We start from the raw sequence: 13032 nt of genomic DNA on the forward strand, positions 1-13032 counted from the left end.
ATGGCGGTAACCGTGTCCATCCCGACGATCCTGCGTACCCACACCGGTGGTGAAAAGCGGGTCGACGCAACGGGATCGACGTTGAGTGAACTCATCGACAACCTGGAGTCGGCGAACCCGGGGCTACGCGAACGGCTGGTCGCCGACGGCAAGTTGCATCGTTTCGTCAACATCTACGTCAACGACGAGGATGTGCGCTTCTCCGGTGGTCTGGACACCATCATCGATGACGGGGACGAGGTCACCATCCTCCCCGCGGTGGCCGGCGGTAGCGCCACGTCGTGACCCGCTACGACTCGCTGATCGCCTCGGTCGGCAACACTCCGCTGATCGGTCTGCAGCGGCTCTCGCCGCGCTGGGACGACGATCCGACGCAGGGTCCGCACGTGCGGCTGTGGGCCAAACTCGAGGACCGTAACCCGACCGGCTCCATCAAGGACCGTCCCGCATTGGCGATGATCGAGGCGGCCGAACGCGACGGCACCCTGAGGCCCGGGGCGACGATCCTGGAACCCACGAGCGGCAACACCGGGATCTCGTTGGCGATGGCCGCCAAGCTCAAGGGCTACCACCTGATCTGTGTGATGCCGGAGAACACCTCCGAGGAACGCCGATCGCTACTGAAAATGTATGGCGCCGAAGTCATCTCGTCGCCGGCCGCCGGAGGTTCGAACACCGCGGTGCGGGTGGCCAAGGAACTTGCCGCCGAGCACGACGACTGGGTGATGCTCTACCAGTACGGCAACGAGGCCAACTGGCGCGCGCACTATGCGGGCACCGGTCCCGAGCTCTACGCCGACCTCCCCGAGATCACGCACTTCGTCGCCGGACTCGGCACCACCGGCACCCTGATGGGGGTCGGGCGCTATCTGCGTGAGCGCGACCCCGACATCGAGATCGTCGCCGCCGAGCCGCGGTACGGCGACGAGGTGTACGGGCTGCGCAACATCGACGAGGGCTTCGTGCCCGAGCTCTACGACGACTCGGTGCTGACCCGCCGATTCTCGGTGACCGGAATCGACGCCGTCGCCCGGGTGCGCGAACTCATCGACACCGAGGGCATCTTCGCCGGGATTTCCACCGGTGCGATCCTGCAGGCTGCGCGAGGGATCGGACGCAAGGCGCTCAAGGCGGGTCGGCGCGCCGACATCGGTTTCGTCGTGCCCGACGCGGGATGGAAGTATCTGTCGACCGGGGCCTACGACGGTAGCCTGGAAGAAGCAGAGCAGGCCCTGGAGGGACAGCTCTGGGCCTGAGGGCCCGATCCGCCCCGACTGCACCTGACCGACCCCGCATCTGACCGACCGAACCCGACCGACAAGGCACCGGCACCGGCGCCGAGGAGAACACCATCAACGCGACCCAGACACCGGGAGCGCCGCCGACGCGGCGCCCGTTGTGGCAGCGCTCGGCGCTGGTCATGGTGTTCATCGTCATCGGCCTGATCATCGTCGAGGCCATCGATGTCGCGACCCATTACGACCTCGATTCGGCCGGCATCGAGCCGCGTCGTATCGACGGACTCGACGGCATCGTGTGGTCGCCCTTCCTGCACGCCAACTGGGACCATTTGTGGACCAACCTCGCGGTCGGGGTGGTCCTCGGATTCCTGTTGCTGCTCGCCCGGCGATTCCTGTTCGTCACAGCGGTCGTCTGGATCACCTCCGGACTGGGCGTGTGGCTGTTCGCGCCGAGCGGATCGGTGACCGTCGGGGCCTCCGGGGTGATCTTTGGCTGGCTCGCCTATCTGCTGGTTCGTGGATTGTTCAATCGCAACCTCTGGCAGATCCTCGGTGGCCTGGTCTTGCTGCTCGTCTACGGGTCGGTGCTGTGGGGCGTGCTGCCGACCGACCCGACCGTCTCGTGGCAGGGACATCTGTTCGGGGCCATCGGCGGCGTTCTTGCCGCCTGGTTCCTCGCCGACCGCGACCGGCGTCGTCGATCTCCGGGTAACGCGGCCGCAGGTGGTCCGCCGATGCCGGGGGTGTCGCAATAGTCGCCCCCGGACCCGACGCCCCGATCGGCATCTTCGATTCCGGCGTCGGCGGGCTCACCGTGGCCCGCGCGATCATCGACCTGCTCCCCGACGAGGACATCGTCTACATCGGCGACACCGCCAACGGCCCCTACGGGCCGCTGACCATCCCGCAGATCCGCAAGCACGCGTTGGCCATCGGCGACGAGCTCGCCGAGCGCGGGGTGAAGGCCATCGTCATCGCGTGCAACACCGCGTCGGCGGCATGTCTGCGCGACGCCCGCGAGCGGTACGCGCCGATCCCGGTGATCGAGGTGGTCCTGCCGGCTGTGCGGCGTGCGGTGGTGGCCACCAAGACCGGTCGTATCGGGGTCATCGGGACCGAGGCCACCATCGCCTCGCAGGCCTATCAGGACTCCTTCGCCGCCGCCCGGGACGCGGAGATCACCGCGGTCGCCTGCCCTCGGTTCGTCGACTTCGTCGAGCGCGGCATCACCAGCGGACGCCAGATCCTCGGCTTGGCGCAGGGCTACCTCGAGCCGCTGCAGGACGCGGGCGTCGACACCGTGGTGCTCGGCTGCACCCACTACCCGCTGCTCTCGGGCGTCATCGCCCTCGCCATGGGCGACGAGGTCACACTCGTCTCCAGCGCCGAGGAAACCGCCAAGGACCTCTTTGCCGTATTGACCCGCTCCGACATGTTGCACCCGCACACCGATCGCGCCGCCGAACGAGTGTTTCAGGCCACGGGAAATCCGGAATCGTTCGCGCGCTTGTCAACTCGGTTCCTCGGCCCGACGGTCGGCTCGGTGGCCCGCATCTGAGGTGACCGGCGGGAGTCGTTCACACACCGACTTGTGATCGGATACCCGGCCACCATGACGCCCACGCATGGCAAGGTAGGGCTATGCGTGTCACGGTGCTCGGTTGCTCGGGAAGTGTGGGTGGACCGGGTGCAGCCTGTTCGGGCTACCTGTTCTCGGTGCCCGGCGAGCAACCCGTGCTGATGGACTGCGGACCCGGCGTCTTCGGCGAGCTGATGCGGGTGTCCGATCCCGACAACATCGCGGTCGTGCTCTCCCACATGCACGCCGACCACTGCCTCGATCTGCCGGCGATGATGGTCTGGCGCCGCTATGCCCCGCCCGGACCGGCACCGGAGAAGGCCCCGCTCTACGGCCCGTCGGGGGTGGCGATGCGAATCGGCGCGGCGTCCTCGGAATTCCCCGGCGAGATCGACGACATCAGCGACACCTTCGACGTGCACGAGTGGGCCGACGGGATGGAGATCACGCTGGGCGGGATGAACATCCACGCGATCAAGCTCGATCACCCGCCGGAGACCTACGGGCTGCGCGTCACCGGTCCGGAGGGTCACGTGATCGCTTTCAGCGGAGATACCGGGCCGTGTGACGAACTCATCGATCTCGCCGCCGACGCCGACCTGTTCCTGTGTGAGGCGTCGTGGACCCATGATCCCGGCAACCGCCCCGAGCATCTTCACCTGTCGGGTATCGAGGCCGGTGAGGCCGCTGCGAAGGCCAACGCGAAGGCCTTGGCCATCACCCATGTCGCGCCGTGGTGTGACGCGTCGGTGATCATGGCCGAGGCACGCAGCACATTCTCCGGTCCGGTCGAACTCGTCCGGCAAGGACAGATCTTCCACTTCTGACGCCCCGGCGGCGTCACCGCGCTCGGTGTCTACAGTTGATCGGGTGACGACACGCGCTGACGGCAGGGCCGACGACGAACTCCGACCGATCACCTTCACCCGCGGATTCACCTCCCATCCGGCCGGATCCGTACTGGTGGAATTCGGACAGACCCGGGTGCTGTGCACCGCCAGCGTGACCGAGGGTGTACCGCCGTGGCGTCGGGGATCGGGCCTGGGGTGGCTGACCGCCGAATATGCGATGCTGCCCGCCGCCACCCATGAGCGGTCTCGCCGCGAATCGGTCGCCGGCAAGGTCGGAGGCCGCACCCACGAGATCAGCCGACTCATCGGACGCTCGCTGCGTGCCTGCATCGACCTCGCCGCGCTGGGGGAGAACACCATCGCGCTGGACTGCGACGTGTTGCAGGCCGACGGCGGCACCCGGACCGCCGCGATCACCGGTGCGTACGTCGCGCTCGCCGACGCGGTGACCTGGCTGGGTGCCGCGGGCAAACTCTCCGACCCGCAGCCGTTGTCGTGCATGATCGCCGCGGTCAGCGTGGGCGTGGTCGACGGCCGGGTCCGGCTGGATCTGCCCTACGAGGAGGATTCGCGGGCCGAGGTCGACATGAACGTCGTGACCACCGACGCCGGCACCCTGGTGGAGGTGCAGGGCACCGGTGAGGGCGCGACCTTCCCGCGCGCCACCCTGGAGAAGCTGCTCGATCTCGCCGAGATCGGCACCGCCAAGCTCTTCGAGGCGCAACGCGCGGTGCTCGACGAGCCGTACCCGGGCGAGTTGCCGACCGCATGAACGCTCCTGATTCGACACCCCGCCGCGTTCTGTTGGCCAGCCGCAACGCCAAGAAGCTGGCGGAGCTGCGACGCGTCGTCGACGCCGCGGGCATCGTGGGACTCGACGTCGTGGGACTCGACGCGGTCCCGGAGTACCCCGAGGAACCGGAGACCGGTGCAACCTTCGAGGAGAACGCGCTCATCAAGGCGCGCTCGGGAGCGCGTGCGACCGGACTGCCTTGTCTGGCCGACGATTCCGGGTTGTCGGTGGACGCCCTCAACGGTATGCCGGGAGTGCTCTCGGCTCGCTGGAGCGGACGCCACGGCGACGACGCGGCGAACAACGAGCTGTTGTTGAGTCAGATCGCCGACGTTCCCGACGAACGTCGCGGGGCTGCATTCGTCTCGGCCTGTGCACTCGTGGTGCCCGACGGTACCGAGACGGTCGTGCGCGGCGAGTGGCGCGGGACAATCCTGCGAGAAGGTCTCGGCGCCAACGGTTTCGGCTACGATCCGTTGTTCGTCCCGGACGACGCCGCGGCGGCCGGGCGCACCTCGGCGGAACTGTCGGCGCAGGAGAAGGATTCGCTGAGTCACCGCGGGAAGGCGTTGGCGCAGTTGGTGCCTACGCTGGCGGCGCTCGCCGCCTCCGACTGAGTCCGCCGTGGTTTACGTCGAGGCGTCGGAACGGAGCCGTCGGTCGGTCGCCGCGGCCCGGGCGGTGATGGCGCGAGAGGGCGTGGCCGCCACGACACTTCGCGCCGTCGCGGCCGAGGCCGGTGTACCTCTCGGAACCCTGCAATATGTCTTCCCCACCAAGGAAAAGCTGGTCAAGGCCGTCATCGAGGATGTGGTGGAGGAGATCGCCGCGTTGCTCGCCGAGTCCCTGCCGGTGAAGGGCGGGCTCGCGAGGGCGATCCGCGACGGCGTCGCACTGTTCTGGTCGACTCTCGTGACACCCGATGTGCGACTGCAGATCGTGCAGGGTGAGCTACTCAACCACAGCCTCCGCAAGCCGGGGTGGGAGCACCTCGCCGCGTGGCAGTACGAACGCTATTGCAGCGTGCTCGTGCAGTGGTGTGAGCGGGCGGCGCAGGGGGCCGGCGAGACCACCGCGGTGCCGATCGAGCGGCTGGCGCGCACTCTGCTCGCCGGAATCGACGGCATGACCCTGCAATACGTCTGCGACCCCGACGACGAGCGCGCCGAGGGCGATCTGGCGTTCTTCGTCGAGACGGTGATCACCGCAGCCGGCATCCGACCCGCACGCTGAGAAGCGCCATTGCCTTTCGAGCCCGTCCGGCCCTAAAGTCAGTCATACGACTGACTGAGGAGTTCGATGGGCAACGATGTCGATGTAGTGGTGGTGGGCGCGGGGCTGTCGGGGCTGATCGCTGCCCGCGCACTTCGGCGATCAGGGGCCGCCGTCCTGGTACTCGAGGCCGGCGACAGATGCGGTGGCCGGGCGTATTCGGTGACGTCGAGTCTCGGCTCGCCACTGGACCTCGGTGGTCAATGGGTGGGGCACGATCACCACCGGCTGATGGCTCTGGCCGACGAACTCGGTGCAACCCGATTCACGATGCACACGCCGACGATGCCCAGCTTCGCCGACGGCTCCCGACGTGTGCGGGTGACCTCGCCGTCGATGCTCGCCGCCGTCTTCGGTCTCGCCGCAGTGAGTGCGGGCCGACGCGTGCGACGTCGGCAGACGTGGGCGACGACGAGCGTGCAGAGCTGGCTCGACCGCCTACCCGGGCGCGCCCGACGACTGCTCGAGGTCGTCGCCGCGATCTCGTGGACCGCCGACCCGCAACGGTTCTCGGTGCGGACCATGATGAGCCTCATCGATGTACAGGGTGGTCTGGTGACCATGCTGTCGACGAAAGGTGGTGCCCAGGACGGGCTGGTCGTCGAAGGGATCGGATATCTCGTCGACCGACTCGTCGACGATCTCGGCTCGGCGGTACGCACGAACTGCGTCGTCACCGGGATCGAGCGGTCCGATGACCGCGTCGTCGTTCGCACCGCCTCGGGTGACATCGGCGCCCGCGAGGTCATCGTGGCCGTACCGCCGCCGGTCGCGGCGCGGATCACCCACCACCCGCCACTGCCGGCCGGGCGGATCTCGATGGAGCACGGCACATTCATGGGCTCGGTGTACAAGGCGATTGCGGTGTACCCGACCCCGTTCTGGCGGGAGTCGGGCGAGGCCGAGATGATCCTCATCGACCGCCCCGGTGTCGCCGTCTTCGACACCTCGCCCCCGGGCGGCCCAGGCCATCTGTGCCTACTCGTCGGCGGTGCCGAGGCGCATGACCTCGATGATCTCGATCCGGTGGAACGACGGCGACTTCTGTTGGGCAGGATCGCCGGTCATCTCGGGGATGCCATCCGCGAGCCGGTCGACTGGCACGAGAAGGCGTGGCACCTCGACGATCACGTCGGCGGCGGCTACATTGCCGTGCCGCAACTCGGCGCCGGTCACGATGAGCTGCCGATGTCGTCGCAGGCAATCGGGCGCGTCCACTGGGCCGGAGCGGAGACCGCGAGTGAGCACCCCGGGTACCTCGACGGCGCAATCGGTGCCGGTGAACGAGCTGCCGAGGAAGTGACGCGGGCGCTGCGAACGCGGGCCTGAGCGGCTCGCGGGATGGATGCCGACGGGGCGCGACCGCCGGCGCGTCAGGGCCTACAGCGACTTACCGCCGAGGCCGTACTCCCGCTTCACCTCACGGGTGCGGATGTGCTCGAAGTAGAACGACAGGAACGGGATCGTGCCGGCGATCGCCGTCAGCACGATCTTGCCCAGCGGCCAGCGCACCTTGATGGCCAGATCCACGGTCATGATCAGGTACACGAAGTACACCCAGCCGTGCACGATCGGGACGAAGTCCAACGAGTCGACGCCGAAGCCGTACTTGACGATCAGCTCGACCACCAGCAGCAGCAGCCACAAGCCGGTGACCCACGCGAGGATGCGATATCGCAGGAGTGCTCCCTTGACCTTCTCGACGGGAGTGGCGGTGGGTTGGGCGGTCTGGGTCACTTGCGGCGGTCCTCACTGACAGATGAATCGGGTGTGGCGGTGGCCAGGTGTCCGTCGCCGTGTGCACGATCGGCGGCGCTGAGCTCGGCCAGGTACCTGTTGTACTCGCGGAGTCCGGCGTCGTCATCCGCGACGGTCGATTCGCGCAGCGACGAGGCGCTCGGGGTGCTCGCGCGCTCGGGGAGTAGATCCTCGGGGATTTCCGTCATCCCCTTGGCCGCGGTCGCCCTCTGCAGTTCCTCGGGGTCGCTCTCCAGGACGACGAACCGTCGGTAGGCCCAAAGGAACGCGAAACCGAAAGCAGGCCACTGCAACGCGTAACCCAGGTTCTGGCCGGTCCCGCCGGCCTCATAGGTGTCCCACTGCCACCACGCCAGGCCGAGACAGACAATCGCGGCAACCACCACCAGCACCAGGAGTGCGGGGCGGTGCCGTCGACGGCCGGGCTGCGCGGACATACCTACGACGGTACCTGGCCTGCGCCGATGAGCTGCCGGGCGGTCCGGGTGATCTCTGTCTACATCGCCTTCCGTGCGGGTCACTGCCCGGTCAACAGGAGGACCTTCCCGACGGAGTCCGCCGATTCGAGCAGCGCCTGCCCACGCTCGGCATCGGCGAGCGGAATCCGTGCGGAGATCACCGGCGCGACGAGGCCTTGTTCGACGAGCGGCCATTCGTCGGCCGCCACCGCCGCCACGATCTCGGCCTTCGATCCCGGACCGGTCAGGGGACGGTTGCGGACGTTGAGTCCGATGATCCGGGCCCGCTTGCCGATCAGTGCGGCGACGTTGACCTCGCCGGTGAAGCCGCCCTGCATCCCGATGATCACCAGTCTTCCGCCCACGGCGAGGGCGTCGATGTTGCGCGACAGGTAGCTGCCGCCCATGATGTCGAGGATCACATCGGCGCGGCCGGCCAGCTCGGCGGCGAAATCCTGTTCGCGGTAATTGATCACGAGGTCGGCACCGAGCGCTCGGCAGCGCTGGGCCTTGTACTCGGAGCCGACGGTCACCGCGACGCGAGCTCCGAGCGCCTTGGCCACCTGGATCGCGTGGGTGCCAATGCCGCTGCCCCCGCCGTGCACGAGCAACAGCTCGCCCGCGCGGAGCCCGGCGTCGGCGACAACCGTGGACCAGACCGTGCTCGCCACCTCGGGCAGCGCCCCGGCGTCGATGAGCGACACCGCCGATGGCACGGAAAGCACCTGGGTCCCCGGGGCGACGGCGTAGTCGGCGTACCCGCCACCGGCGATGAGGGCGCACACCTGCTGCCCGAGCGCGGGGGAGTCGGGGCCGACGTCTCGACCGAGCGCGACGACGGTGCCGGAGATCTCCATGCCCATGACGTCGGTGATGCCGGGCGGTGGTGGATACAGCCCCTGGCGCTGCATCAGGTCGGCGCGGTTGATCCCGGCGGCGGCGACGCGGACGAGTACCTCGTCGGGTCCTGGTGTGGGAGTGGGGATGTCGGCGACGGTGAGGTTCTTTTCAGCGTTGACGACGATGGCTCGCATGGTGGACGGAACCGAGCTCGTCGGAGTGGGGCTCGTCGGAGTGCGGCTCATCGGGCCGACCCGACCGAGAAGGGGACCGGCATGTGCAGCGCGGCCTGCGCCGACGTCGTGGCGTCGAAGCGGATGGTCCGCACTGGCTTGAGGGAACGCAGAGCGTCGGCCATCCGGCCCTCGCCGACGGTCAACTCGAAACCCCGTGGAAACAATGATGTCCCGGTCGTCAGGAGGTTGGTCTGATTGAGCGTGGAGTGCCACGCTCCGTCGCGCCGGGTGTAGGAGGTGAGGGTCGAGACCCGCGCACCACTGGTGAAGTTCTTTTGCGCGGGAGTCGATGCCGTGAACCGGAGGTCGGTGCCTCCGGCGTCGTTGGCGATGCGTGCCGAGGTACGCGTCGAGTCGATGCTGACCTGAAGGTCGGTGACCCACTTGGGAAATCCGTATCCGTCGTGGCCACGCACCTGCGCGATCTCGGTGTTGACCGGTAGCGAGAGCACATACGAGTGCAGGTGATCGTTGGCGAGGGCCGACGCGAGGTCGGCAATGCCACGCCCACCGTGGCGGGCCGGACGCACCGCGACCCCGACAGCCGCCTCGGTGTAGAAATCGATGTCGCACACGTCATATCGGAAGAACATCACCGACACCAGTCCGAGGCCGGGTGCGATCTCCAGGGGGGCGAGCTCGCTGGGGATGCGAGCGCGGATCGCGCGACTCGGGGCGAGCATCGTGAGCCGAGCCGAGGCCATCGCGTAGTAGAAGTTCGGCGTGCGAGTGGTGCCGATCGGTGACTGCACCTGCGTTTTCGGGAGAGTCCGGAAGAAGTCGACGCCGGGCACGCCGGGCATGGCCGCCACCTCGTCGAGTGGCGCGTCCATCCGGTAGCGGTCGAACATGCCGTCTCGCGGAACCGTGACCAGGCGTCCGCCCAGGTCGACGTCGACGGTGTCATCAGTGGTGCTGGGGGTGCTCATGGGGTTGCTCCTCGCGCATAATGTATGCATTGCTCACATGAGGGTATGCCTGCGAAGTGAACGATGTCAACATTGACTGCGTCGGCCCGGATGGGGTGAGGTCAGTGACGCAAGGACGCCAGCACGACGGAGCGGATGGTCGAGTCGATCGTGTCCGGGGTCGACGAATCGAGCTTGCCGTCGAGGAAGAGGAATGCGAGGCCGTGCACCAGCGCCCACGCGCCGGTGGCCGTGGCATCCGGTGTGTCCGAGGGGATTGCGCGCTTCACGACGTCGCGGAGATAGGCGTGGATGGCCTCGACCGCCTCGACCCGCTCGGTGCTGTCGGTGTCGCAGACGCCGCCGAACATGATCCGGAACAGGCCGGGTCGGTCGATGGCGAAATGCACGTAGGCCACCGCGATATCGGCGAGATCTTGAGTCGAACTCGGATTCCGTTGCGCTGCTTGCAGAGTGGTGGCCAGTTCGCGATAGCCCACCGCAGCCACCGCGGACAACAGCGCGTTGCGGTCGGCGAAGTGGCGATAAGGGGCGCCGGTGGAGACCCCGGCCCGGCGCGCCACGGCTCGCAGCGACAGATCGGCGTCTGCGCCCTCGGCGTCGACGAGTTCGATCGCGGCACGGACCAGCGTGGCGGGCAGATCGCCGTGATGGTAAGCCGAACGAGGGGGCATGAAGCGAAGTGTATCCAGATCGATTCGCGAAGCGCCTCGCCGCCCGCGGGTGCGAGCGTCGGTTGACGTAGGGGAGCGCGAACGCCTAATGTATGCACCGTCTACATTGCGGCCGCAGAACGCGGACGCACGAAACCGAACCCACAGGAGCGTGTCTCATGGCGACTCGCATTCTCAACGTCGTCACCAACGTCGGGCATTACGACGACCCGTCCCACCCGACCGGCCTGTGGCTGTCGGAACTCACGCACGCGTGGCAGGTTTTCGACGACCGCGGCTTCGAGCAGACGATCGTCAGCCCGCGCGGCGGCCATGTCCCATTGGAGCCGCGATCACTGAAGTTCCCCAACTACGACAAGACCGCGAAGACCTGGCATGCCGATCCCGCGCGCATGCAACTGCTCGAGACCACCGCGTCACCCGACGAGATCGACTCCGCCAACTACGATGCCATCTACTTCACCGGCGGCCACGCGGTGATGTACGACTTTCCCGAAAGCGAAGGGCTACAGCGGATCACGCGTGAAATCTTCGAGCAGGGAGGGGTGGTCTCCTCGGTCTGCCACGGCTACTGCGGTCTGCTCAACACCACCCTGTCCGACGGCACCCTCCTCGTCGCCGGACGCAAGGTCACCGGCTTTGCCTGGCAGGAAGAGGTGCTCGCGCGAGTGAACAAGCTGGTGCCCTACAACGCCGAGGCGGAGATGAAGAAGCGCGGCGCCCTGTACGAGAAAGGCCGACTGCCGTTCGTCTCGTACGCGGTGGTCGACGGAAACCTCGTCACCGGCCAGAACCCCGGATCGGCCAAGGAGACGGCTCTCAAGGTTGCGGCGCTGCTCTGATCGCAGTCGATTCCGTCGATCGCCGACGTGGGCGGTAGTCTGGTTCGGCACGCGCGAGTGGCGGAATTGGCAGACGCGCTGGATTTAGGTTCCAGTGTCCTAGGACGTGGGGGTTCAAGTCCCCCCTCGCGCACCATATGTCATGAGTCGCGACATCGTTGACGCACGATGTCGCGACTCATTGCGTTTCAGCGTTTGCGTGGGTCAGAGGGCGCCGTACTTGTCGATGATCGGTTCAAGCAGTTCGGCCGCGCGCACCCCGGTGATCACCTCGTCGTTTTGGACCTTGGTGACCACCTTGGATTCGGCGTCCTCGTAGACGTGTTCGCCGATGAGCAGACCCTCCTCGGTGTAGGGCCACACGAATGCCAGCGTGCGACGCACGAGGTAGTAGGCATCGGCGTCGTACTGGGATTCCGGCGCAGTATCGCTACCGACCGCCGCGAAGACGTTGTCGCCGAGGAGCGCTCCGGGAACGAACTGATTGAACTGGGCTTCGCCGCTGAAGCCCCAATCGTTCACCGCCATTTTCTGCTTCCCCGTCCACATGACCAGCATGTCCATCTCCGCGAGCTGCTGATAGAACGTGCGTACCGCGTCCATGCCGTCGAGGATCACGCCCTGCCCGCCCTCGAACAGCCGATAGTGCGGGTGACGGACGGTCATCGAGGGCGCCAGTAGATCCTCGTAGCGGCCGGACACCTCGAGGAGTCCGTGGCGTCGGTAATTGATCAGGATCTTGCGGTGCAGCGGGTTGTCGAGGCTCTCGATGAGTTCATCGACGTCGTCCATCATGTGGACGAACTCTTCTTCGTACGGGGTCTGAGCCGTGATGTTGCTGCTTGCCTGAATTGCGGTCATTCGATTCTCCTCATTCTGATTCCGTGCGTCACGCGGCCGGCAACGCGCGCATTTCGAAACGCTTCGACGACGTGGCGTCGGCGTGTTGGGCGACGTGGCCCGCGAGCGGTTGTGCGGGCTGAACGGGCTGAGCACCCCGCCACAAACGCTGATCTGAGTGAAGCGCCCGGCGCAGCGCGAAGCCATGTCCAGTTCGACGAGTTTGTTCATCGATCGCTTAACGGTCCAGGTCACACCTCTGCTCCGGAAGTGAGGCGAGTCACAATTCGTTTAGACTGACTGATCGTGGACCTCAATTTGCGTCTGGTTCGGCGCCTCATCGCCGTCGTCGACGAAGGACATTTCGGACGGGCGGCCGATCGGAGCTTCATCAGCACACCCGCGCTGAGCCAGCAGATCCGAAAACTCGAACAGTCCCTCGGAGTCGATCTGGTCGATCGCACCTCCCACCCCGTGGTCCCGACAGAAGCGGGTCGCGCCTTTCTGACCGACGCCCGACTGGCCCTGAACGCCGCGGACCGAGCCGTCGCCTCGGCGGAGGCCTTTCGGCGGCGGGCCGCAAGCTCGGCACGTCTGGGATTCATGACCGCGAGCACCGGTATCCACCTGCGCGAGGTCCTCGACGAACTACAGCGGACGATGCCCTCGGCGACGGTGCAGTTGCTGGAGCTCCCTTGGCCCCGACAGATATCGGCGGG

Annotated in this window: 17 protein-coding genes and 1 tRNA gene; 12 read left to right on the forward strand and 6 right to left on the reverse strand. The window is 67.1% G+C overall.

The annotated features are described in order from the left end of the window. The 9 genes from B1964_RS07425 to B1964_RS07465 all read left to right on the forward strand — a co-directional run bounded on the left by B1964_RS07425 (window position 1) and on the right by B1964_RS07465 (window position 7065). A complete protein-coding gene (locus B1964_RS07425) occupies window positions 1-285 on the forward strand; it encodes a MoaD/ThiS family protein (protein ID WP_079929375.1) in 285 nt (94 codons plus the stop codon). Beyond that, on the forward strand, window positions 282-1256 hold the full coding sequence (locus tag B1964_RS07430; protein ID WP_006371567.1) for a PLP-dependent cysteine synthase family protein: 975 nt from the start codon (window positions 282-284) through the stop codon (window positions 1254-1256). The genes B1964_RS07425 and B1964_RS07430 overlap by 4 nt, the downstream gene beginning before the upstream one ends. Before the next feature lie 140 nt (window positions 1257-1396). Beyond that, entirely contained in the window at window positions 1397-1996 is a 600-nt protein-coding gene (locus B1964_RS07435) for a rhomboid family intramembrane serine protease (protein WP_079929376.1), read from the forward strand. Beyond that, entirely contained in the window at window positions 1993-2799 is an 807-nt protein-coding gene (murI, locus tag B1964_RS07440; protein ID WP_193361613.1) for a glutamate racemase, read from the forward strand. The genes B1964_RS07435 and murI overlap by 4 nt, the downstream gene beginning before the upstream one ends. 83 nt (window positions 2800-2882) lie before the next feature. Next, complete coding sequence (locus B1964_RS07445) at window positions 2883-3647, forward strand: cyclic nucleotide-degrading phosphodiesterase (RefSeq protein WP_006371564.1); 765 nt, start codon at window positions 2883-2885, stop codon at window positions 3645-3647. 43 nt (window positions 3648-3690) lie between these two features. After that, window positions 3691-4443: a ribonuclease PH gene (gene rph, locus B1964_RS07450; protein WP_006371563.1), complete on the forward strand. Its 753-nt coding sequence runs from the start codon at window positions 3691-3693 to the stop codon at window positions 4441-4443. After that, window positions 4440-5081: an RdgB/HAM1 family non-canonical purine NTP pyrophosphatase gene (gene rdgB / locus B1964_RS07455; RefSeq protein WP_079929378.1), complete on the forward strand. Its 642-nt coding sequence runs from the start codon at window positions 4440-4442 to the stop codon at window positions 5079-5081. The genes rph and rdgB overlap by 4 nt, the downstream gene beginning before the upstream one ends. A gap of 7 nt (window positions 5082-5088) precedes the next feature. Beyond that, window positions 5089-5697 carry a TetR/AcrR family transcriptional regulator gene (locus B1964_RS07460; RefSeq protein WP_079929379.1) on the forward strand — a complete coding sequence of 203 codons (609 nt, stop codon included), beginning with the start codon at window positions 5089-5091 and terminating at the stop codon, window positions 5695-5697. Between the two features lie 66 nt (window positions 5698-5763). Then, a complete protein-coding gene (locus tag B1964_RS07465) occupies window positions 5764-7065 on the forward strand; it encodes an NAD(P)/FAD-dependent oxidoreductase (RefSeq protein ID WP_079929380.1) in 1302 nt (433 codons plus the stop codon). A gap of 51 nt (window positions 7066-7116) precedes the next feature. Here B1964_RS07465 and B1964_RS07470 read toward each other — a convergent pair whose 3' ends face one another. From B1964_RS07470 to B1964_RS07490, 5 genes are all read right to left on the reverse strand, one after another. Further along, window positions 7117-7473: a DUF3817 domain-containing protein gene (locus tag B1964_RS07470; protein ID WP_020171620.1), complete on the reverse strand. Its 357-nt coding sequence runs from the start codon at window positions 7471-7473 to the stop codon at window positions 7117-7119. After that, window positions 7470-7931: a hypothetical protein gene (locus tag B1964_RS07475; RefSeq protein ID WP_006371555.1), complete on the reverse strand. Its 462-nt coding sequence runs from the start codon at window positions 7929-7931 to the stop codon at window positions 7470-7472. Before B1964_RS07475 ends, B1964_RS07470 begins: the two co-directional genes overlap by 4 nt. 80 nt (window positions 7932-8011) lie before the next feature. After that, window positions 8012-8986, reverse strand: a complete 975-nt coding sequence (locus tag B1964_RS07480; protein WP_079929381.1) for an NAD(P)H-quinone oxidoreductase — start codon at window positions 8984-8986, stop codon at window positions 8012-8014. A gap of 47 nt (window positions 8987-9033) precedes the next feature. Next, on the reverse strand, window positions 9034-9957 hold the full coding sequence (locus tag B1964_RS07485) for an acetoacetate decarboxylase family protein (protein ID WP_079929382.1): 924 nt from the start codon (window positions 9955-9957) through the stop codon (window positions 9034-9036). 101 nt (window positions 9958-10058) lie between these two features. Beyond that, complete coding sequence (locus B1964_RS07490) at window positions 10059-10631, reverse strand: TetR/AcrR family transcriptional regulator (protein ID WP_079929383.1); 573 nt, start codon at window positions 10629-10631, stop codon at window positions 10059-10061. Window positions 10632-10789: 158 nt separating this feature from the next. Between B1964_RS07490 and B1964_RS07495 the strand changes: the two genes are divergently transcribed. Continuing rightward, window positions 10790-11473, forward strand: a complete 684-nt coding sequence (locus B1964_RS07495; RefSeq protein WP_079929384.1) for a type 1 glutamine amidotransferase domain-containing protein — start codon at window positions 10790-10792, stop codon at window positions 11471-11473. Window positions 11474-11524: 51 nt separating this feature from the next. Continuing rightward, window positions 11525-11609 (forward strand) — tRNA-Leu (locus tag B1964_RS07500). Window positions 11610-11677: 68 nt separating this feature from the next. Here the strand turns inward: B1964_RS07500 and B1964_RS07505 are convergent. Beyond that, window positions 11678-12334 (reverse strand): hypothetical protein, encoded by a 657-nt coding sequence (locus B1964_RS07505; RefSeq protein ID WP_014359671.1) that lies wholly within the window; start codon window positions 12332-12334, stop codon window positions 11678-11680. Between the two features lie 285 nt (window positions 12335-12619). Here B1964_RS07505 and B1964_RS07510 point away from each other — a divergent pair. Further along, the coding region (locus B1964_RS07510) for a LysR family transcriptional regulator (RefSeq protein ID WP_139765661.1) at window positions 12620-13032 on the forward strand (413 nt) is incomplete at its 3' end.

The organism is Gordonia sp. i37 (genome assembly GCF_002043085.1).
GTDB lineage: Bacteria > Actinomycetota > Actinomycetes > Mycobacteriales > Mycobacteriaceae > Gordonia > Gordonia polyisoprenivorans.